This window comes from Oceanobacillus sp. GQ8, assembly GCF_059758495.1.
On sequence record NZ_JCAXEV010000006.1, the window covers coordinates 199,297 to 221,721 of the forward strand.

Annotated in this window: 21 protein-coding genes; 9 read left to right on the plus strand and 12 right to left on the minus strand. The window is 39.8% G+C overall.

Annotated elements, in window-relative coordinates:
• Nucleotides 1–11: 11 nt before the first annotated feature.
• From AC6CHS_RS18115 to AC6CHS_RS18130, 4 genes are all read right to left on the minus strand, one after another.
• Entirely contained in the window at nt 12–1,469 is a 1,458-nt protein-coding gene (locus tag AC6CHS_RS18115) for a DUF4153 domain-containing protein (RefSeq protein WP_498238124.1), read from the minus strand.
• Nucleotides 1,470–1,568: 99 nt separating this feature from the next.
• Nucleotides 1,569–2,192, minus strand: coding sequence for an HAAS signaling domain-containing protein (locus tag AC6CHS_RS18120; RefSeq protein WP_058949237.1), 624 nt, complete (start codon nt 2,190–2,192; stop codon nt 1,569–1,571).
• A complete protein-coding gene (locus tag AC6CHS_RS18125; protein ID WP_036576991.1) occupies nt 2,189–2,521 on the minus strand; it encodes a PadR family transcriptional regulator in 333 nt (110 codons plus the stop codon). Before AC6CHS_RS18125 ends, AC6CHS_RS18120 begins: the two co-directional genes overlap by 4 nt.
• Nucleotides 2,522–2,587: 66 nt before the next feature.
• Complete coding sequence (locus AC6CHS_RS18130) at nt 2,588–3,175, minus strand: AAA family ATPase (protein WP_498238125.1); 588 nt, start codon at nt 3,173–3,175, stop codon at nt 2,588–2,590.
• Nucleotides 3,176–3,625: 450 nt separating this feature from the next.
• Between AC6CHS_RS18130 and AC6CHS_RS18135 the strand changes: the two genes are divergently transcribed.
• From AC6CHS_RS18135 to AC6CHS_RS18145, 3 genes are all read left to right on the plus strand, one after another.
• Entirely contained in the window at nt 3,626–5,203 is a 1,578-nt protein-coding gene (locus AC6CHS_RS18135; protein ID WP_498238126.1) for a Vga family ABC-F type ribosomal protection protein, read from the plus strand.
• A 248-nt stretch (nt 5,204–5,451) separates the two neighbouring features.
• Nucleotides 5,452–5,874 carry a MarR family winged helix-turn-helix transcriptional regulator gene (locus AC6CHS_RS18140; RefSeq protein WP_058949233.1) on the plus strand — a complete coding sequence of 141 codons (423 nt, stop codon included), beginning with the start codon at nt 5,452–5,454 and terminating at the stop codon, nt 5,872–5,874.
• A gap of 22 nt (nt 5,875–5,896) precedes the next feature.
• Entirely contained in the window at nt 5,897–6,514 is a 618-nt protein-coding gene (locus tag AC6CHS_RS18145; protein ID WP_498238127.1) for an alpha/beta hydrolase, read from the plus strand.
• A gap of 66 nt (nt 6,515–6,580) precedes the next feature.
• Here the strand turns inward: AC6CHS_RS18145 and AC6CHS_RS18150 are convergent, their stop codons facing one another.
• From AC6CHS_RS18150 to AC6CHS_RS18160, 3 genes are all read right to left on the minus strand, one after another.
• A complete protein-coding gene (locus AC6CHS_RS18150; protein WP_498238128.1) occupies nt 6,581–7,534 on the minus strand; it encodes a calcium/sodium antiporter in 954 nt (317 codons plus the stop codon).
• Between the two features lie 128 nt (nt 7,535–7,662).
• Complete coding sequence (locus tag AC6CHS_RS18155) at nt 7,663–8,511, minus strand: VOC family protein (RefSeq protein ID WP_498238129.1); 849 nt, start codon at nt 8,509–8,511, stop codon at nt 7,663–7,665.
• 139 nt (nt 8,512–8,650) lie between these two features.
• Complete coding sequence (locus AC6CHS_RS18160; RefSeq protein WP_498238130.1) at nt 8,651–8,794, minus strand: hypothetical protein; 144 nt, start codon at nt 8,792–8,794, stop codon at nt 8,651–8,653.
• Nucleotides 8,795–8,941: 147 nt separating this feature from the next.
• Here AC6CHS_RS18160 and AC6CHS_RS18165 point away from each other — a divergent pair, with 147 nt between their 5' ends.
• Nucleotides 8,942–9,709, plus strand: a complete 768-nt coding sequence (locus AC6CHS_RS18165) for a DUF3891 family protein (protein ID WP_498238131.1) — start codon at nt 8,942–8,944, stop codon at nt 9,707–9,709.
• A 6-nt stretch (nt 9,710–9,715) separates the two neighbouring features.
• On the opposite strand, the gene AC6CHS_RS18170 is transcribed toward AC6CHS_RS18165, so the two are convergent.
• The gene (locus AC6CHS_RS18170; protein WP_498238132.1) at nt 9,716–10,816 is read right to left on the minus strand and encodes a mechanosensitive ion channel family protein; all 1,101 of its coding nucleotides are present in this window, start codon (nt 10,814–10,816) and stop codon (nt 9,716–9,718) included.
• Between the two features lie 295 nt (nt 10,817–11,111).
• Between AC6CHS_RS18170 and AC6CHS_RS18175 the strand changes: the two genes are divergently transcribed.
• The 3 genes from AC6CHS_RS18175 to AC6CHS_RS18185 all read left to right on the plus strand — a co-directional run bounded on the left by AC6CHS_RS18175 (nt 11,112) and on the right by AC6CHS_RS18185 (nt 14,789).
• The gene (locus AC6CHS_RS18175; RefSeq protein WP_498238133.1) at nt 11,112–12,053 is read left to right on the plus strand and encodes a metal ABC transporter ATP-binding protein; all 942 of its coding nucleotides are present in this window, start codon (nt 11,112–11,114) and stop codon (nt 12,051–12,053) included.
• On the plus strand, nt 12,053–12,877 hold the full coding sequence (locus AC6CHS_RS18180; protein WP_498238134.1) for an ABC transporter permease: 825 nt from the start codon (nt 12,053–12,055) through the stop codon (nt 12,875–12,877). Before AC6CHS_RS18175 ends, AC6CHS_RS18180 begins: the two co-directional genes overlap by 1 nt.
• A gap of 301 nt (nt 12,878–13,178) precedes the next feature.
• Nucleotides 13,179–14,789, plus strand: a complete 1,611-nt coding sequence (locus tag AC6CHS_RS18185) for a catalase (RefSeq protein ID WP_498238135.1) — start codon at nt 13,179–13,181, stop codon at nt 14,787–14,789.
• Between the two features lie 88 nt (nt 14,790–14,877).
• Here AC6CHS_RS18185 and AC6CHS_RS18190 read toward each other — a convergent pair whose 3' ends face one another.
• Nucleotides 14,878–15,612: an EcsC family protein gene (locus AC6CHS_RS18190; protein WP_498238136.1), complete on the minus strand. Its 735-nt coding sequence runs from the start codon at nt 15,610–15,612 to the stop codon at nt 14,878–14,880.
• Nucleotides 15,613–15,720: 108 nt separating this feature from the next.
• Here AC6CHS_RS18190 and AC6CHS_RS18195 point away from each other — a divergent pair, with 108 nt between their 5' ends.
• The gene (locus AC6CHS_RS18195) at nt 15,721–16,386 is read left to right on the plus strand and encodes a GntR family transcriptional regulator (RefSeq protein WP_498238137.1); all 666 of its coding nucleotides are present in this window, start codon (nt 15,721–15,723) and stop codon (nt 16,384–16,386) included.
• Between the two features lie 85 nt (nt 16,387–16,471).
• Here the strand turns inward: AC6CHS_RS18195 and brnQ are convergent, their stop codons facing one another.
• On the minus strand, nt 16,472–17,833 hold the full coding sequence (gene brnQ, locus AC6CHS_RS18200; protein WP_498238138.1) for a branched-chain amino acid transport system II carrier protein: 1,362 nt from the start codon (nt 17,831–17,833) through the stop codon (nt 16,472–16,474).
• Nucleotides 17,834–18,034: 201 nt separating this feature from the next.
• Between brnQ and AC6CHS_RS18205 the strand changes: the two genes are divergently transcribed.
• The gene (locus tag AC6CHS_RS18205; RefSeq protein WP_498238139.1) at nt 18,035–19,033 is read left to right on the plus strand and encodes an acrylyl-CoA reductase family protein; all 999 of its coding nucleotides are present in this window, start codon (nt 18,035–18,037) and stop codon (nt 19,031–19,033) included.
• A gap of 117 nt (nt 19,034–19,150) precedes the next feature.
• Here the strand turns inward: AC6CHS_RS18205 and AC6CHS_RS18210 are convergent, their stop codons facing one another.
• Nucleotides 19,151–20,092 (minus strand): bile acid:sodium symporter family protein, encoded by a 942-nt coding sequence (locus AC6CHS_RS18210; protein ID WP_498238140.1) that lies wholly within the window; start codon nt 20,090–20,092, stop codon nt 19,151–19,153.
• A 533-nt stretch (nt 20,093–20,625) separates the two neighbouring features.
• Nucleotides 20,626–22,317, minus strand: coding sequence for an ABC transporter ATP-binding protein (locus AC6CHS_RS18215; RefSeq protein WP_498238141.1), 1,692 nt, complete (start codon nt 22,315–22,317; stop codon nt 20,626–20,628).
• Nucleotides 22,318–22,425 lie beyond the last annotated feature (108 nt).

Sequence of the window (22,425 nt, forward strand, 5' to 3'; positions counted from 1 at the left end):
CTTTCATTTTATTAAAAACCCATTTCCTTAAACTTTTGCATGACTTCCTGTCGTTTAAAATTATACGATTGCCACGGTGCTTCTTCTTTCTGGCGTAGCCTTTCCCCTATTTGCGTCAGCATTGGTTTCAATCCCAAGTAATTCGGGTCTGATTTATAAATTTCCAATAATCCATCCCAGCCTGTATAAGATAGTGAATTTAAATAATCAATATCTATTTTCTTTGTCATTTCATATCTGTCTATATTTTGTTTGGTTACAACCTGCTCTACATTGACTGCATTCAGCCCTGTATAAAACAGAATGGCTCCTATCAAATAAAAATGTAACAGAGAGACTTTTTCAAGCCATACTTTTATTAAGGTATACGCAAAAATGACCATAAGCAGTATCATAAACCCATGCGCCAATACTCGATCAATGGTGTAACCATAGGCTGCTTCATACATGCTTAATCGCTGGTAAGCAGATGCGAGCAAAATGGCGCTGAATACAATTAACAAAGTATAAAGGATCTTTAGTACACGGTTAACCTTTACGGATGCTTTAACAAAGGTCAAAAAGCTGATTAACAACGTCCAGTTGATTAATGTGACCATGCTTAATTCAAAGAACCCTCTTCTTGCATACTCTGCATAAGTGAATCCTTCCTCCAAGCTACCCCCAAAGAAATAGGTAAACTGAACAGCTGCAAAAAGGCCGTACAAGAGATTTAAAATTGAAAGAATGGTAACCGATGTAACGCCTTCCCATTCGGTCACTTTTTTATAGGGATCATAAGACTGTTTCGGGAACCGCTTCATGCGAATCGCCTGAAAAAGACCGAAAAACAAGAGTGCAGCTATAATGACAAATAACGTTCGGAAGAAGCCTTCAAGAAAGTTTAATTGCAACAGAAACGCTGGCAAGGAAACGAGCATCTCCTCAAATACCGAATCAGCTGACATTAAAAGAGCGCCAACAACAAACAGAAGCGGTAAGCTAAAACCAATCCCAATCAAAATGCGAATCATTACTTTAGATGTTCCATCCTCCACATTCTTAAACACTCGGTTGAAGATACTTCGAAAAAAGGCAGAAATATACTGATACAGTTGCTCTAGTTTTGATTTTAATATCGCGATAAAATAACTCGATGCCCAGTTATAGTTTTCTGGTGTTGTAATTAAAATGACATGTAAGTACATCAATAAAGGGATAACAATTAAGTTTAGACTATAGAACAAAATCGAATCATAATAGAGGTAACTCCCTGCCAATATCCAAATCATAAGCATTAAGAGCAAGCCAATTCTCCTATGATAAAATGCAAAGCCAGTGCGATAAAAAAGAACGCTGTAAAATCCGGCAACAAACAATAAATACGAGACGCCGATACGACCATGGAAAAAGCTAATTTCCGCTAACACCCCTAACCCTATGCACACAACTAAAAACAGAAAATCTTTTCTTGTTACTTCTACTTTCATGGAATTTCCTCCAAGCATACTTTGTAATTCTATATGCATAGTAATTCTATGTATATAGGTAAAAAAATATCCGTTTTGGGACAGAAGGAAGGAAATACCTTACACAGATTTCTTCCGTCCCCATTTATACCCAAGTCGACTGACGGGATATAATACGATCGTAAATCCGATACACGCCATAATAAACGGCAAACTTATCAATGGTTCAAACCATTTATGTGGAATAAATTTAAATATGACCAAATACATTAAGACCAGATTGGGGATCAAACAGATAAGAAATGTTTTTTTCAACAGTTTTCTTCCTGCTTCACCAAATTCCTTGCCTATCTCATAGCCAAGCAATCCCCAGAAAAAAGTGTAGATCACCATTATGAGGGACGCTGCTTTCGTGAGACCCTCCCAAAGAATATCTGTCCAATTCCAATCAAATAGATGATAAATAATAGTTAAGGTAGCGCCACCTAAAAAAATTGCCACATTTAAGATTACAAAAAGCCACTGTGTTTTCTTAGGCGTAATCGCTGCCTCCTGTTTCCATAACGAGGCTATTTCCTCCGGCTCCCCAAGTCTTTCCACTAATATGGGATAAGAGCTTTTTCCCGTTTCTTGTTCTAATTCATAAATATGGGCCTGGTATTCAGCCAGAATCGACTCTTTATCCGGATGGTCATCAAGCTCATCTGCTAATTTCTCTTGGAAGGTTTTTGCTGCCTCATTCATGTTTCGTTTCTCCGAATCAGGTTATTCATTACTTGAACATAACGATGCCATTCACTCGTCTTTTCCTCAAGCATTGCCTTCCCCTGATCGGTAATCCGATAATATTTACGAGCAGGCCCCTTCTCCTGGTTTTGCCAATAGCATTCAATATACTCCTGCTTCTCCAGCTTATGTAACGCCGGATACAAGGTACCTTCCTTAATTTGCAGGTTATGCTCACTACGCTGATCCATTTCCTTTACAAGTTCATAACCGTACATATCCCGTTCATCCAACAACTGTAATACAAGCAAAGAGGTACTGCCTTTCACTAGCTCCCGATTAAACATTTTTTCACCTACCTAGAATTATTAGGTATGTTCACTATATAAAATTATTTTCTGTTTGTAAAGCATTTATCTCAATTCCTGGAACATAATTTTTAACCGGTCCATCTTTTTTCTTATCCGTGAGCGCTTGTCAGGTAAAAGTGAAATGTCAGCCCGTTTAGCAATTGTCTCTACTACACCTTCAATGGACAAGTTATCTGTATCAAGATGTGTAGCAAACATATTATCTTCCAACTCCCTCATTCTTTCTTTCATTTGCTGATACGCCCATGACTTTCTTCCTTCAAATCTTTTTCGCAGTCTTTTGGCTACTGTATCTTTAGACGCCATAAGGGTAAAATGCTTTACCTCAATGCCATCTTCTCTTAAATTTCCGACGATTTCTTCAAAGTAAGCCTTGTTTGTTAGCGTCATTGGAATGATTATAATACCCTTATAGTCAGAAGCAAGCTCTCTTAGTAACGTTCTGTTTGCCTCCCGCCATAGCGGATAATCCTGAAAATCACTTTTTGCAAGTTTTTTAGGAACATTTTTCATTAAAGCGAATCCGAATCGCTCTGGATCATAGACACAGGCTTGTTTCAACCTCCGCTTTAATTCGTAAGCAGTGCTTGTCTTCCCTGAACCAAACGTTCCATTAATCCATATAAGCATGGAACATTCCCCCTTTCAATCTAGACAGCAAACCTTGTTTCTTATATAATAGCACTAACTTAAAACGAAAGGGTGACCCGGGTACATGAAGTTATAATCCTATTTCACAAAAAAACATCTGCATAGGTATGAGAAGAAAAACAGACAAGGTCTGTCTTTTTTGCACGTTGGGAAGTATAAAATTTTAGCTAGGAAGCAATAACGACTTAGTTAAAATTTTGAAGACCCAAGTATAAGAAAAACGTGCATATTCTCTAAAAGACAAGCGAATGCGAGTTTTTCTAACATGCCACTTATGAATGTTTTTAGAATAGGATTGTTTCATGTATTTGGATAGCTGCACAAGGGGAAAGTATCCTTTTTTGTGCTACACTTGCATGCTGCCTTCTATTCTAAAAACGAATAGGAGGCTTTTTTGTCTCCAATCTCAATTGGAACGGAGAGGATATTATGCGCTTAATAGAAGCACGCGATATAAACATTGATGCCCGGGATCGTCGTTTAGTCCAGCTAGAATACCTTGCCATACATGCACAGGATCGTATTGGCCTTGTAGGGAAGAACGGAAGTGGAAAGACAACATTACTTGAGGTCCTCGCGGGTAAAAAAGCACCTGATAATGGGCTCGTAACAGCCCACACATCTATCGCTCACATCCCACAATTAAAACGAACAGATACGGTAAAGAGTGGTGGTGAAGTGACCCAGGAATATATTAACGATGCTTTTTCCCAAAACGCTGGACTAATCTTTGCTGATGAGCCTACAACAAATCTTGATACAACCCATATCGAGAAGCTGGAAACACAACTAAAAAAACGACAAGGGGCCATGGTGGTTATTTCGCATGACAGGGCCTTCCTTGATGCACTTTGCAATAAAATTTGGGAGCTAGATGGAGGAACCATAACAGAATACAAAGGAAATTATTCTGATTATGCAAGACAGAAGGAACAAGAAGTAGAACAAAAGCGACAGGCTCACGCACAGTATGAAAAAAAGAAGAAACAACTGGAAGAAGCGCTTGAGATTAAAGAACAAAAAGCCCAGCGAGCAACAAAGAAGCCGAAACACACAAGTAATTCAGAGGCGAGGATTACGGGTGCAAAGCCGTATTTTGCAAACAAACAAAAGAAACTACGCAAAACTGCAAAAGCCATCGAAACCAGATTAGATAAATTAGAAAAGGTTGATAAGGTTAAGGAAAAGGCTCCAATTAAAATGCAAATACCGAATGTAGATCGCATACGAAACCGCATCATTCTACGTGTCGAAGAACTTTCCGCAAAAGCAGGGAAACGTACACTGTGGAAGGATGTGAGCTTTACAATATCTGGTGGTGATAAAGTAGCCATTATTGGGCCAAATGGCAGTGGAAAGACAACACTTATAAAAAAGCTTGTTAAGGAAGCTCCAGGAGTCACACACTCCCCTGCCATAAAAATTGGTTACTTTAGCCAAAACCTTGATATTCTAGACAAGGAAAAAAGCATTTTAGAAAATGTTAGTGAAACATCCAATCAAGAGGAAACAATCATCCGTACTGTTCTTGCAAGGCTACGTTTTTTTCGTGATGATGTGTATAAGAAAGTGGATATCTTAAGTGGTGGTGAGCGCATTAAAGTGGCACTCGCGAAACTACTCCTAAATGATATTAATACGTTAGTCTTGGACGAACCAACTAACTATTTAGATATTGAAGCTGTAGAAGCATTAGAAAATTTGCTGTCAGATTATGAAGGTACTATCATTGTGGTATCCCATGATAGACGCTTTATAGAGCATCTTGCCAGTCGCGTCTTTTCCATTGAAGACAGTACCCTTCACATTGTAGAAGGAGATTATCAAACCTATAAAAATGACAGTGCTTCAGAATCGCCAAGCCAAGTTGAAGAAGAGCTTTTCGTCATTGAAACAAGAATAACGGAGACATTAAGCAGGCTAAGTATAGAACCTTCCGAGGAATTGGACAGTACCTTCCAAAACCTTTTACAGCAAAAAAGAGCGCTGCAAAAAAAGCTCCAATAAAGTGAAATTTCATTTGGTGGGGGTTCCCTCTTCCCCATCAAATGTTAGTTGAACGAATCGGGCCGATACTGGCAGTTGATCCCCCACTTAGGGTGCTTAACTTCTCACATTCTTTAAGTCGGCGTTTTATTGCCAGTTAAGCCGGTATAAAGATAGCTGTGTTTTGCTTTCCATTGACTTTGAAGAGATTGTTATATATATTTAATTAATAATACATTAATTAAATATATATAAGGAGGATGAGCATAGTGGCCGATAACCTTTCATTAAAAGCATTCGTTGTATTAATGAAATCCTCTAAAACAATACAAGAGCGAGTAAAACAAGATATCCAGAGTTATGGTATGAAAACATCTGAATTTGCCATCCTGGAGACACTCTTTCACAAGGGGCGCCAAACGGTTAGGCAAATATCTGAAGCAGTCCTAATTAACACCGGTTCCATCACCTACGTTATTGATAAACTGGAGACAAAAGGCTTACTAGAAAGAGAGCATTGTAAGGAAGACCGCCGTGTTGTCTATATCCAGATTACCAACAAAGGAACGCAGTTAATGCAGGAAATTTTTCCAAAGCATCAACAAGTGATTGAGGATTTATTCGAAGGAGTTAGTAAAGAGGATATGCGCGTTGTAATAGAAACATTGAAAAAGGTGGGCCTCAAAGCCTAAAACACGGAAAGGAGCATGGGGAATGAAACATATCTTTAAGAAGGGCAGTGATCCGCGAAGACCTACTCTACTACTGCTACACGGTACTGGAGGTACTGAGCAGGATTTGCTGCCATTAGCTGATAAAATTGATCCTGAAGCGAATGTATTAAGTGTAAGAGGAAACGTTTCAGAAAATGGAATGCCTAGATTCTTTAGACGCTTAGCTGAAGGCGTATTTGATGAAGAGGATCTCATTTTTCGTACAGAAGAATTAAATCAATTTCTGAATGAAGCATCCGAGAAATATGAATTTGACCGAAGCGCAATTACCGCAGTTGGGTATTCCAACGGTGCTAACATTGCCGCAAGTTTAATGTTTCATTATAAGGACGCATTAAACGCTGCAATTCTGCACCATCCTATGGTGCCACGCAGAGGAATTAGTCTACCTGACTTAAGTGGCAAGAGGATCTTGATTACAGCAGGAACCAATGATCCAATATGCCCGTCGCAAGAATCAATAGATTTACAACAACTATTACAAGAGGCTTCCGCAGATGTAGAAGTACACTGGGAAAACCACGGACACCAGCTAACATTCAGCGAAGTAGAAGCCGCAGCAGCTTGGTATCAAAACAAAAGCTCAAGCGACCGTTAAGAGATTCTAAAAAAGTGCTAGCCGCATAAGAGGCTCCTTACCTATAGGGCCCTCCTATGTGGCTTTTTAATTTCGCAGTATAATATAGACGAGGTACACTACATAGAAAATTGCTAGTACAGCGCCCTCCCGCTTTCCAACACGGAAATTCGTCCGCGAAAACACGAGCAATAATATCGTTAAAAGAAGCATGATCACAACGTCTATCCCTACTTTACTGCTAACAGAAAGTGGTGTGATAACAGACGAAGCACCAAGCACAAACAAAATATTGAAGATATTACTACCGACAATATTTCCAAGCGCAATATCGCTTTGCTTTTTCAAGGCTGCCGTGATGGATGTTACAAGCTCAGGAAGCGAGGTACCTATCGCAATGATCGTGAGGCCGACCAACGTTTCACTCATCCCGACTGCATAAGCAATTTCTGTACCATTACTAACAACAAGCTCCCCACCAAAAACGATTCCAGCAAGCCCCAAAATAGTCAGCCCAATATTTTTACCCCACTTAATCTCATCTGGAATAGCCTCTGTTTGACTGTCTTGGCGACTTTTAAGCGCCACTTCAATAACGTAGTACATAAAAACAGATAAAAATAAGAGGAAAATCAGACCATCACTACGGGTTATCAGATTATTGCTATGGTCCTGTAAAAAGATATCATTTATGACTACTAAAAGTGTACCGCCTGCTAGTAATGTAAAGGGAATCTCCTTACGTATCGTTTCGTTTTCCACCTTTAAAGGGAAAATAATAGCCGCTATCCCTACGACAAGTGTGAGATTGAATATATTGCTTCCGATTACATTACCCAAAGAAACATCGGAGCTCCCCTCCATTGCTGCAATAATACTTACGGTTGCTTCTGGAGAACTTGTTCCAAAAGCAACTATGGTTAGACCAATAAGGATGGGTGGCACTCTAAGAAGCCTTGCAATATTGGAGGAGCCATCAACAAACAAATCCGCTCCTTTAATTAGTAATACAAATCCTACCAGTAAAAGTAAATAAGCCAAGCTCTTCCACGTCCTTTTTCTGAAATGAGAATTTTCCCCCTAGAAAACCATACCCCAATTCCCGTCTTTGAAAGTTTTCGATTTTATTTCAACTTGAAAATATGAGCCCCCCTGCTATTTGTTAGTGACTATAGCGTGAGGCGAATCGTGTTTCCTGCAGGATCTTTCACCTCGCTATATTCAGGGTATGTCTTCACTTTTACTTGTGCTTCTATAAGCCGGTTAACTGCCTCGGTTCTAGCGATTTCGTTAGGAAACACAAGAGTAAACCAATTTAGTCCAACCCCGTTTGACCGTGGCGCTTTAGCCCCCTCTCCATTCCAGATATTTAACCCTATATGATGATGGTAACCGCCTGTTGAAATAAATAGTGCTCCTGAGTATCGCGTTACCACGGAGAAGTTTAACCCTTGAGAATAAAAAGCCTCTGATGCTTCTAAATGAGCAACATGTAGATGGACATGACCGAGAATTGTTTCCTCTGGTAATCCGCTCCATACTCTATGTTTTTCCGCTAAAAGACCGTCACCATCTAGTGGGTCTGTTCCCATTTTAACCTGATCACCAGTCCAATTCCACATACTTGAGTCCCTATCACAATAAACTTCAATCCCGTTGCCATCGGGATCTGAGAGATAGAGTGCTTCACTCACCTCATGATCAGCAGCACCAAGCTGTACTCCTCGTTTGAGAGCATGCTCCAGAAAGGAAGACAGTGCAGCTCTGTTCGGTAATAGGATAGCAAAATGGTAAAGTCCGGTCGTTCTCCGCTCTTTCTCCGTTACATTTTCTGGCATTTCAAGCGTTAACATGGCTGTTTTTCCATTAGCAGAAAGCCTTGCTGCTCGTTCAGTCTTCTCCAAAACCTGAAATCCTATAACGGTTTGATAAAAATCTATAGCTTGATGAAGGTCTGTCACATTGAGGGAGAGCTCCCCAACATATGTTGCCGGTTCAGTAAAAAACTTCTTTTCCACGAAATCACTCCTATATATCTTCTTTTATAAAAGAGGAACTTTATAAAACTAGATTACTTTTCGTAACCTAATTAGTATAGCATACTTGAAATGACTTAGGTTATGTTATTGGCCATCTAAGCTAGGTTATCAGCCTTGATCAGAGTACATCAGCCCTTTGGATGAGAATATCACCTTTGATTTGGAGAGCATCAGCCGCATAGCCAAGAATATCGCCTTTATCTCGGCGAATATCAGCCGTAATAGAGAGAATATCGCTTTTGTTCCGGAAATTATCAGCCATATAAGCCGAAGACCACTGACAACAGAACAACAACATCACCTTAGCACAACAACTAACGGAGCTACTATCACTCGAGTTGTGTCGTGAAACATCCAAAATGATATAATGGAATTATAAAACTTCTTTGTTAAGAGAGGATGCCTAAATGTGATCATTCGAGAACGCGAGCATGACTTTATCTTTATCGAACAGCATAATCATGCGCTTGTCGCGGGGGAGCTTATCAAACAGTGGAAGATGGAGCCATTCATTAATTCACCTTTACAAGCGGCTGTTATTTTTGCCATTGAGCAACATGATGCTGGTTGGATCCCAGCAGATAAACAACCATTTTGGAATGACGCCAAAGAAATGCCGTATAGCTTTATTGACTTTCCTGCGCCAATGAAAACATTACTCTATTCGCATGGAATTGATCAGGTTCAAACAACTGATTTATACGCCGCGTTATTATGTAGTGAGCATTATGTCCGTTTCCTCCAACAGGACGATACGGAGTCAGGTAGGAATTTTGTAGCGCAGGAAAAGAAAAGGCAGGAGATAATCCATTCATCACTCGCTTCCTTTGATGAGAAACTTTTTTCCTACCACTATGCATTACTTCAGTTTTGCGATAATTTATCATTGTTTCTATGCCTAAATGAGCCTGGTGAAAACAGCCATCCCTTCTTCACCAAGGGAATACCGCTTTCCAGTACGCTTCCTCATTTTTCCCAGGAGAAGATGGCCGTAACATGGGTAAATGATAAAACAATGGTAATAAAGGAATTTCCATTTAACAATCCCTTCTCCGTCACATACGATTATAAACAAATCCCCAAATACCAGATACGTAAAAATGGCCTGCTTAACAGTTATGCAGAAGCACCATTTAAACAAACCACTATTCAAATTAAAGAAAAACAGGAAAGCTAGAATCTGTTAGCTTTCCTGTCCTAATAACGTCTCTCTCTGCTTCCCCTGCACCATTTCCGGCTCTACATATAACTTCCTTGTAGGGATGGCAATTTCAAGTTTTTCTCTTTCAATAATAGCTAGAATAGCAAGGTTAATTTCTTGCTTTACCTTCAAGTGTTCTTCCCAATCTGTAGTATTTGTGAAGAAATAAAGAAAGATTTCCCAGCCATTTTCGCCGTATGCATCCACGTTTACTAGAATTGTTTCCTTGTTTATGGCGTCATGATGCCTTAGGAGAACTTGAATCTCTTTTACTATTCCTTCCAATTGTTCTCTTTTTGCCCCATACATTAAGGCCAATTTAAATGTGATTTGGCGCTTCCCCATTTTGCTCCAATTTGTTATTGCCTCATTTGAAAGTGTGGCATTGGGTACAGTGACAAGCGCTTGGGCAAAGGTTCGTACTTTCGTACTGCGAAAGCTTATATCTTCAATTGTTCCTTCAACGCTTGGTGTTTTAATCCAATCTCCAATGGTAAATGGCTTTTCTGTAATAATAATGATCCCACCGAATAAGTTTGCTAAAGCATCCTTTGCCGCTAAAGCGAAGGCAAGTCCCCCAATGCCGAGACCAGCAACAAAGCCGTTAATATCATACTCAAATTCCTGAGCAATAACGCTAATACCGATGGCTACGATAATGAGCCGCAGTGCTTTAGAAAAAAACGGAATTAAGATGTGATCAATTTTTACATTGTACTTATGATTAATCTTGGAAAATAACAAAGAGGATGATGAAGAAAGGTTATACAACCCCCATCCCACCGCAAAAATTACCGATGAACGAACTAAATGGTTAAATAGTGCATTGCTTTCATTAAAATAAGGAAACACATCGACTGCGAAGTAAATGCCAATCACGGCTATTAATAATTGTAAAGGCTTCTCAAAAGAGGTACGCAGTTGCGCAAAAAAGCCATTCCATGTATTCTTGCTTACTTTCAGCAACAAACGAAAAATCGTTGTTGTGAATCGAATTCTAAGTAATAAAAACACTGCAAGGATAACAATAGACAGTGCAATATTTAATTGGTTTTCATATTGTTGTACAAGCTCCCAAAACATTTATAGCTACCCCCGATAGTTTTTCTATTACTATGTATATAGCCTGTCCTGGAAGAATAGTCATAAAAAGGCAAATTTATTTAAGAAAAGCTCCGGGTTATATATGCAAACGTCCACGCTCTTTTCATATTATTCCTATTAATCAGACTATTAATTGCTTGAATGCTAAAGAGTACGTTATACTGAAGATGAAATTGGAAACGATTTACTAATGTGAGGAGCATTTATATGGGAATTAGGGAAATTGTACCAAACCTTATTTTATAACATTATAAAATAAGGAGTGAATTATTAAGTGGCAAAATCAGACGATAATGTAATTGAAGTATCTCAACTTGGTGTTCAATATGGTAATAAAGTTTGGGGAATTAAAGATATTAATGTGACATTTAAAAAAGGTGAATTAATAGCGCTTGTCGGTGCAAATGGTGCTGGTAAGTCTACCTTTTTGAACGCACTTTGCGGACTAATGATGCCCACACTAGGTGACGTATTTTTCAATAAAAATCTCATAAATCGTAACTCCCCTTTCCATAACATTGGTTGGAGTAAGCAGACACATGCAATAGATTGGTATTTAATTGTATTTGACAATGTTATCGTTAGCGCAAGATTAGCAGGGAAAAATAGGAAAGTCTCAAAAATAGATACACTTGCAGCGCTTGATTTAGTTGGTTTATTAGAATATAAAGATCGAGATGTGGATGCATTATCAGGTGGTCAGCAACAAAGAGTTCAAATTGCTAGAGCCCTCGTCCACCATCCAGACATTATGATATTGGATGAACCTACTACCGGACTTGATGCTGAATCATCAGAGAAATTACTGTCCCATTTAAAAGATAAAGCAAATAAAGGTGGCCTAGTAATCGTATCTTCACATGATCTAAATCTATTGGACAGTTATTGTGATAGCGTGCTGCTTTTAAAGCAAGGAAGTATTGTAGCTTATGAGCCTAAAACGAAATTCATTTCTCATTATCGTGATAAAGAGATACTCACGATTGAATATGAGGGAGAGCTAGCAGAGCTAGATAAATTGAAGTTAGAAGAAATTGAAGGTGTCGTTACGATTAACGATTTAAAGCCTTTAGCTATAGAAATTAAAAGGAATACAGCAATTGGCCAGATAATAAATACACTGGATACACTTGTATTCGTAATGGACATAAATCGGACTTCTCCTGGGCTTCGAGAAGCATATCTAGAAGTCGCAAGAGCAAAGGAGGAAGGATGATGTTGAGAAGTGATACAAATTTTGTAAATACTAGAACGTTTCGCAAAGGGACCCGCTTTCACTGGGCAAAAACCTTTATTCTGGCAGAGAATGAGCTAAAAGCAGTATGGCACAATAAACCTTTACTCGTGAACGCATTTCTAAACCCTATTTTGTACCTCGTATTCTTCATGGCTGGATTAAGAGGAATGACTGGTGGAATACTTGTAAATGGTACGGAAGTAGATTTCTTAGCTTTTACACTCCCCGGTATTCTTATGATGTTAGTTATCAGCTTAATGAGCCACACCGTATACAGAAGTACCATTGATAAGCGGTGGGGACTGCTTGGGTACAAATTTATGAATGGCATATCGCCCCTTAGTTATGTAACCGGATTGATGGTTTACCCATTTTTTGTGTTTTTAATTCAAGGAGTGCTGCTTGCCGTGCTTTCTTTGTTCTATGGAATAACCTGTTCCATGACGAATTTAATACTTGCCATATCTCTTGGAATAGTAGGGATTATATTTTGGTGTTCTTTAGGTATTATCATAACGACAAGAATAAATGATTATCATCAAAGGGACATTGTCCTTGGTTTAATGACATTGCCAATTTTGTTTACAGCTCCAACATTTTACGCGATAGAAAGCGCGCCGGTGTATATTCAATTCATATCTTGGTTTAACCCGATAACGTACCAAGTTACGGCAATTCGCAGCCTTTTCTTAGGCCAGCCAGATATAATGATGATCATTATTGCCACCGCTATTTCTATTATCCTATTAATAGTAGCGGTTCTATTAATAGCAAAAGCCGAACTAGTAAGTAACGAACATTAGCAATCTAACTTAATATGAAGAACAAATTAAAAACATTCCTTTTTTGTACTGCACCCCAAAAGTTAGAGTAAAATCTGACTTTTGGAGTGCTTTTTTTAATTTGTACCTCCTCCCATCATTACTAAAATAGTCGTTTTAGAATAAAAATTTATGGTCTAAATTCCTCCTTTTGCTCCCTTGTATTTTTATGATTGTAGTAGCTACTTCGACGGTTATTCATTTTTAAAATTTTCGCCGGAAAAAGGGAGTTTTTTCAAGCAATATTGGGAAAGCTAATAGGGAATGAAATATTTTAAAAAGGATGGTTGATATTGTGAGTGAAAAAGAATCACGGACTGGACAAACGAACATAGAAAACGAAGACACATTAACCACCAGACAGGGTCATCCCGTCACGAATAATCAAAACATACGCACAGTAGGGAACCGCGGTCCAGCTACGTTAGAAAACTATGACTTCATCGAGAAAATAAGTCACTTTGACAGAGAAAAAGTACCGGAACGAATTGTACATGCTCGTGGTGCAGGAGCGCACGGCTATTTTGAAACCTATGGGACAGCTGGAGACGATCCTGTTTCAAAATACACTCGTGCAAAGGTATTTCAAGATAAAGGCAAGCAAACACCAGTATTTGTACGTTTTTCTACCGTTGTACATGGTAATCACTCGCCTGAAACCGTCCGCGATCCACGAGGATTTGCAGTTAAATTCTACACCGAAGATGGCAATTGGGATCTTGTAGGAAACAATCTTAAAATCTTTTTTATCCGCGATGCTATGAAATTCCCGGATATGATTCACGCTTTTCGCCCAGATCCTGTAACCAACATTCAAGACAGCCAGCGTTTTTTTGATTTTTGTTCCAACTCTCCTGAATCATTTCATATGGTTACGTTTGTTTACTCTCCTTGGGGGATCCCGGCAAATTACCGTATGATGCAAGGTTCTGGCGTAAACACGTACAGGTGGGTTAACCAGGAAGGTGTAGCCGTGCTGGTTAAGTATCATTGGGAGCCGAAACAGGGTATTAAAAACCTTACCATGAAAGAGGCTGCTGAAATCCAGGCAACGAATTTTAATCATGCAACCCAGGATTTGTATGATGCTATCGAAAAGGGCGATTATCCTGAGTGGGAGCTTTTTGTACAGATTATGAGCGATGAAGAGCATCCCGAGCTTGATTTTGACCCACTCGACGATACGAAGCTTTGGCCTGAAGACCAATTCCCATGGCTTCCAGTTGGAAAGATGGTCTTAAATAAAAACCCTGAAAACTACTTTACCGAGGTGGAGCAAGCTTCATTTGGAACTGGTGTCTTAGTCGATGGGCTTGACTTTTCCGATGATAAAATGCTTCAAGGTCGTACCTTCTCCTATTCAGATACACAGCGGTATCGCGTTGGAGCTAACTACCTGCAGCTACCAATTAACGCAGCTAAAAAACGCGTGGCCACAAATCAAGAAGGTGGTCAACTACGTTACGAAAATGATAAGGCACCGGGACAGAATCCTCATGTTAACTACGAGCCTTCTACACTTGGCGGGTTGAAGGAAGCAGAACAAACCGGAAAAGAGCATACTCCTAAAGTCCAAGGGAAATTAGTCAGGGAGTCTATTGAACGAAATGATAACACAAAGCAAGCCGGAGAGACCTACCGCCAATTTGAAGATTGGGAGAAAGACGAATTAATTGGCAATATGGTTGGTGATCTAGCTGAATGTGACCAGCGTATCCAAGATAAAATGGTCGCCCTTGCTGAAGAGGCCGATGAAGAATATGGCCGTCGTCTTCGCGAAGGTCTTGCTAACGCTAAGAAAGACGGATCTAGCATGAACCCATTAGGTAATAAGGACAGTGAAAAAGCACCTGAACAAGCGATTAAAAAGGGACATGAAGCAGATCCTTATTAAAAAGGTTGAGCAGTAAGTTTTCTTTTGAATAGACAAAGAGCCAATCACACTTTCCTATGATTGGCTCTTGTTTTTATGCTTCCATACCCTACTCTTCCACATAATCAAGCGGGCTTTCCTTAAACAACCTAAGATGGTAAGCATGTATAGCTGTCGTTCCAAGCTGATCCAATAAGTTGTAATTGGCATATGCCCCGACAATCGCCCCAAACCCAGGGATAAGTTGCAGTAACTTTACTAAATCAATATAATCTCGATACTCCTGCTGAAATTCCCGCCAGTCCATTTCTGTTATCTCATGCTTTTTTTCATTCCAATTATCAAGCGTGTGGAATGTCTCCCTCTTTTTTCTATCATCTGAGAAAGCAAGCTGGAACACGTGCAGAATAAACAATCGTTCAGAGTAATCCTTTGTATCAAAACCATAAATCGCAGCAACTTCAAACAGGTATTTTATTTTTATTGACAGTAACAAAGGAAAATCCGCTATTCCTAAAAAGATACCGCCTGCTCCTGTCCCCGCACCTTCCACTGTTGCAGTCCTTCTATATATAGTTAGCTTTTCTCTAACAAGCTCATCCTTTTCCTGGAGGCTTGCATAGGCAAGCTCTGGTTTTTTTGTGGTTAAATCGGAACCAAATAAGGTCATTTTCACCATTTGCTGGATCCCGTCAGTCATAACTTGGTGCACCTTTTCAGGGATGATACCGTTTATTTTTGTTTGGGCTTTTTTTGAGAACTTTTTAAACAAGCTTGTTTTAGAGAATAGCTCCCATTTCCATTCCATTAATTCCTCATACGCCTTTCTTTCATAGTGATTCAACACGACACCTCCCTCTCTATTAACCCAGCGATATATTGGATATTTTATTCGCAAGCTTTTTCATGTATACTAATAGTATACGATAACAAAAAAGGTGGGTGAACCAATATGCCGATTCCAGCTAATCATGCCAAGCCTGTCCGTCAGACTGCTAAAGAGAATGCCTTCACGCAAATTCAACAATGGATTATTGATGGAACCTTACAGCCCGGTGAAAAGTTGAATGATACAGAGCTTGCCAAAGCGCTTGGTGTGAGTAGAACTCCAATTAGGGAGTCATTACAAATGTTAGAGATGCGGGGATTTGTTAAAATGTATCCAGGGAAGGCGACACAAGTAACAGAGGTTGAAAAGGATGCTATTCTTGACCTGTTGCCACCACTTGCCGCATTACAGGCTTTATCCGCAGAACTAGCTATTTCCCATATTACCGAAGACGTCTTAGAACTGCTGGAGCGTACAAACGAGCAATTTGCCAATGCTATTCGATCTGAGAACTACTATGCTTCACTTAAAATAGATGAGGACTTTCACCAAATTATTGTTAATACAGCAAATAATTCTTATATACATTCTATTATTTCCTCCCTACAAGCGCATGTTAGAAGGCAATTCTTTCATAACTCCATTATCTTAACTGAGAAATCTGTTGAGGAGCATCACGCCATTATCCAATTAATGAGAGAAGGTAAAAGCGACGCTATCGCTCCTATCATGAAAGAAAATTGGCTTCGGGCGATTGATGAATTTCAAGCACTGCATGACAAGGAATAGGAAAACGCCAGACGATTTTCAGCCATCGTCCGGCGTTTTTTATTTTTTTAAAATAGGTATGGTAAAACAAAACTAGCTGAAACCTTTATTTCACTGACGCTTTCGCCCTAACATGGAAACCTCGTAAAGCTACACTTGCAATGAGTACAATCACCAAGGCAGGTAGCAACCAGCCCAGCCCTTGATTGTATAATGGCAATACCTTTTCATAGAAGGATAGAATTGGCGTTAACCAGTCAAAATACTCTATACCCAACGAATTACATAATGACTTCAGGCCATCTGTAACACTAATTAGAAACGTTACAGCGATGGTAATAGCATAAACGACTCTCTTGTGCCGGAAAAAACCTGATAAGAATGCTAAAAGCATTAACACAATTGCTAGTGGATAAAGAAGCATTAGAACAGGAACAGAATAGGTAATAATATTAGCGAGCCCGAAATTAGCTATAATAAAAGTAATCCCTGTAAAGAAAATCGCAAAAGCTTTGTATCCTATTTTCGGGAAAAGGGTTTGGAAATATTCTGCACATGCTGTGGTTAACCCGATACTGGTTGTTAAACAAGCAAGCGTAAGGATGACAGCTAACAAAATCGTCCCAGTTTTCCCGAAGTAATACGCAGCCCCACCGCTCAACACAGGGCCTCCAGTAGTGAAAACACCAAGTTCCTGTGTACTCACAGCACCTAAATAGGCTATCCCAACATAGATCACACCCAGAAGTGTAATAGCAACCAAACCTGAGCTCGCCGTTGCCGCAAGAACCCCTTTGGTTGAAGTGACACCTAATGACCGAATGGTTTTAATAACAATAATGCCAAAAACTAAAGAAGCTAGAGCGTCCATCGTGTTATATCCCTCAAGAAAGCCCTGAACAAAAGCGTTCCCTTGGAAGTCTCCTAATGGTGCTTGAATGTCGCCCATTGGCTTTACAATTACCATACCAAGCAGTATTAAAAGTAGTACGACAATACTCGGAGCCAGTAGCTTACCGATATAGTCTATAAGCTTCCCTGGCTTTAACGAGAAAAACAGGGTTGCCAAGAAAAATATTAGCGTAAATATTAGCAAACCTGTTTGCTGCGACCCTTCATTTATAAAAGAAGAGAACCCTACGTCATATGCCACTGTTGCCGTTCTTGGGGCAGCAAAGAAGGGACCAATGGTTAAATAAAGCATAACAGTAAAGGTAATGCCAAAAGCAGGATGGATCCGGCTCGCTAGTTCCTGCAAGTTTTTACTGCCAGAATAGCTCATTGCCAATATACCGAGTAATGGCAATCCCACCCCTGTTAGCAAAAACCCAAGGACTGCTGGCCAAAAATTAGTACCAGCATTCTGACCTAGTTGCGCAGGGAAAATTAAATTACCTGCACCAAAAAAAAGTGCGAAAAGCATAAAACCTACAACCGCATACGATGAAAATGACAGCTTGTCCTTCATATATAATCCCCCTGTGTTTATTCTACGTTGTATTTTAAATTTTAATATGCAATATATCAGTATAGTTCATACTACTAGGGTTAGTTGCAAAATGCAATATATTACTGGACTTTTTTTTATTACTACGTTTACATTTTTCTACGAAGGGAATATATAAACTTTGATAGTTTCGTAAATTATAGTTGAAAGGAAGGATTTACGATGAATGAATTTCAAGCATTAGTACTAACAAAGGAAAACGATGAAGCAACATTATCTGTCAAAAAACTAGGGCTTCAAGATCTACCTAAGGGAGACGTATTAATTAAGGTTGCGTACTCCAGTGTTAACTATAAAGACGCCATGGTTGGCGTGCATCATCAGATGGTTAAATCTTTTCCTCACATCCCAGGAATTGATCTTGCGGGAACAGTCATTGAGTCTAGTGATGATTCATACAAGGCTGGGGATAAAGTAATTGTCACCAGCTACGAGCTTGGGACAGGACATCATGGTGGCTTCAGTGAAGTAGCACGAGTACCAAAGGAATGGGTCGTGCCCTTACCAGACGGTCTAACCCTTAGAGAGGCTATGATCCTTGGAACCGCAGGTCTGACTGCCGCCCTCTCTGTGCAACGGTTGGAAGACAATGGACTTACTCCATCTCAAGGTCCCGTGTTAGTAGCAGGAGCCACAGGTGGTGTAGGAAGCCTAGCTGTTGATATGCTTGCAAAAAAAGGGTATGACGTAACCGCTAGTACAGGTTCCTCTAGTGAGAAAAATTATCTGGAGAAGCTTGGCGCGAAAGAGATTATTTCTAGAGAAGAAGTTACTGATCAGGATAATACACCAACAAGAGAAAAACGTTGGGCTGCAGCAGTAGATCCTGTCGGTGGGTCAACCTTGCAATATATTCTCAGCACCCTAAAAAATAGCGGATCTGTCGCTACTTCAGGGTTAGTTGGTGGCATTGAGGTGAATACAACCGTACTACCTTTCATTGGCAGAGGAGTGAACTGGCTTGGGATCGATTCCGTTCAATGTCCAATGGAACTTCGTAGAAAAGTGTGGGAACGATTAGCAGATGACCTTAAGCCTTCAAACCTAAACGAAGAGGTTGTGAATGAAGTCTCTTTAGAAGAAGTAGAAGGCACACTCCAAGAAATCCTTGAAGGCCGCGTACGAGGACGTACTATTATAAAGCTTGATGGATCAGAATAAAGTAACTCAGATTGATTAGAGTCGAGCGACTTAGATTCGCTCGTCTTTTTATACGCTACTTTTATTAAGAATGAAATAAGCCAGGGTTCCCCATATGGGAGCTCTGGCTTTACCTTTCTACCGATTCTCTTCTTTCTCCTGTAATTTACGATAGACCGTTGCTATAATTGGCCCTGAAATATTGTGCCATACACTAAAGATTGCACTTGGCACTGCAGATAACGGATTAAAATGTGCAGCAGCAAGAGTTGCACCAAGCCCTGAGTTTTGCATTCCCACTTCGATTGACACCGCTTTTTGTTGCTTAGGACCCATTCTCATGACCTTTCCAAGTCCTAAGCCAACTACATAACCCAATGTATTATGCAGCACAACAATTAGAAAAATTAATAGTCCAGTTTTTGCAATTTGATCTACGTTCACACTTACAACTGCTGTAACAATTGCTACAATACCTATAACTGATACTAGGGGAATGGCTTTTACCCCTGCTTCCACTTTATCTTTTAACAATGCTTTAACGAGTAAGCCTAGTAAAATAGGTACCAAAACAATTTGTACAATGGAAACAAATAAAGCCCCTGCAGATACTTCTAACCATTGACTAGCCAAAAGGTAAATTAGAGCAGGTGTTAAAATAGGTGCCAGAATAGTAGATACAGCGGTAATCGAAACAGACAATGCTGTATCTCCTTTAGATAAAAATGTCATAACGTTAGAAGAAGTACCACCAGGACAGCATCCAACTAAAATAACACCTACTGCTATCTCTTTGGAAACAGGCAGAATCGTTACAAGTGCGAAGGCAAGTAATGGCATGATTAAAAATTGGCCAGCTACACCGATCGCAACATCTTTCGGGCGTTTAAATGCTTCTTTGAAATCTTTAGCTGACAGTGTAAGCCCCATACCAAACATTATGATACCGATTAAAGGTGTAATATAGGCCGCCAGCCAAGTAAATCCTGAAGGTACGAAAAAGGATAAAACCGCAAATAATACCACCCAAATAGCAAATGTATTTCCGACAAAACTGCTAATTCTTTCTAAAACTTTCAAGCTAATCCCCCTCTTAGTTGCATAATTAGAGATTATATTATATTTTTAGAAAATTTTAAATAGGTTAAACTTATCATTTGTCCTATCAGCTAATTTTATAACTACGAACAGCAACTAAGTTGTTTCTCAGCAAAGGTACGGGAAAGCGATATTCATGGAAATTTAAACAGGGTGGGACAAAAAAATTTGGTAAAGCAAAAACTGAACGAATGGCGAATCGTATTGAATACGATTCGCCATTCGTTCAGAACTTATTATAACACTATGGATGCCTGACACACTACTCAGCGAAGGAAAATGCGTAGACTCCAGTGGGAACAGCACGAGTTCGAAGGCCCCGGAAGTTAGAGAAAGGAACAAAGGCTAAAAACGCCACGTCCTGTGCCAACGCCTTTGTGACCAACATCCTGTTGGCCCGAGGCCGTGCCCACGGAAAGCGAAGTATTTTCCGTAGCGGAAATTAAGTAGTCCTTTGCTCTCTCTCTTATTGTTCATATTCTTGAATGAAAGGAATGTTATGTCCCAACCCTAATTTATGATAATTGTTGCTCTGCGAATTCCCGGTACAATTTATGGGTGGAGATTAATTCTTGATGTGTTCCACTTCCAGTCATATTGCCATCCTCGATAAAGATAATCTTATCTGCGTCTACAATGGTAGATAAGCGATGTGCTATCACAAATGTCGTTCGCCCTTCCATTAAACGACTTAATGCCTGTTGCACAATGCTTTCAGATTGACTGTCAAGACTAGCTGTCGCCTCATCCATCATTAGGATTTTCGGATCACGTAAGAAGGCTCGTGCAATATTAATCCGTTGCTTCTGCCCGCCTGAGAGCTTTATACCACGCTCGCCAACCTTTGTATCAAGTCCCTCAGAAAAACCCTTGATAAACTGGTCTGCATAGGACATTTTTGCAACTTCCCATAATTTATCATCCGGAATGCCCTGTGGATTTTCCAGCCCGTACGTCAAATTTTCTCGAATCGTACCTGCCATCATAGCACTTTCCTGCGAGACATAACCTATTTGACTACGCCATGTATGTAAGGATAAATGTTGAATTGGTGTTTCCCCAATTTTAATTTCACCCTCACTAGGTTCATAAAACCGTTCCAGTAACCCAAACAATGTCGTTTTACCGCCACCACTCGGACCAGCAAAGGCAATCATTTCCCCTGGCTGTGCAGTGAAGCTGATAGATTCTAAAACTGGTTCTTTCTCATTATAGGAGAAGGAGACATTTTCAACCGATAGCGGCTGATTTGCGACTTGTGCTTGTTCCCCTTCCTGACCTTTTTCTTCAGAAAGCTCCAAAATATGTTGTATACGTTCTGTTGCGCCCTTTGCTTTTTGTAGCTGAGTAAAAAACATGGCAAACGAAGTGATCGGCATCACAATTTGAAATAGATAAAGAAGAAACGCGACCAAGGAACCGGTTGACATCGTTCCATCTGCCACACGAATCCCACCATATCCAATAATAACAACTACTACAACCATTATGATGAGATACATTAATGGTCCAATTAGAGCAAAGATTTTGGATTCCTTTAGTCCGAAGGCAAACAGTTTACTAATCCCAGCATACCCTTTTTTCTCCTCAAACCCCTCTGCTGTAGAGGATTTCATTAATCGAACTTCACTAAGGGTCTGCTGAATATCGCCTGTAAATGTAGCTGTTTCATCCTGTAACGCTCGTGATATTTTGGCCATCTTTCTGCCAAGCGGAATCATAATGCCTATCGTTACGGGAACGGATATAAGCATGATCAACGTCATTTTCCAGTCCATGATCAGCAGAATGATAACCGCACCAATAATAGAAATGATACCTGTAATAAATTGAGGAAAGTGCGTTGATATTAACTCTTTCACAATACCAGTATCATTTACTACTCGACTGACTGTTTCACCACTTTTTGTTTTATCAAAATAGCTAACAGGCATCCGGATTAGCTTGCGCCACATTCTTTCCCGCAAACTGGCTACGATGCGCTGCCCAACCATTGCTAACAAATAAGTAGACACCCCGTCTATTACCGCTTGCAGGATGAAAACCACCCCTATTGTTACAACAAGGAACCAGCTTAACGAAGCTAGTGAAAAACCATCAACCAGCTCTCTTGTCAAAATAGGAATGGATAGTCCTACTAGCGTTGTTAGAACACTACCAATTAAGCCAATCGTTAACGCCATCTTTGGTATGTTCGTTGATCGCATTAAAGAATAAAAGTCTTTTATATTACTTTTTTCACCGTCCATATACCTCACCCTGCCCATCTAGTCTCACTATTTCAATTATAGATCAGGCAAACAGCCAATAGCTAG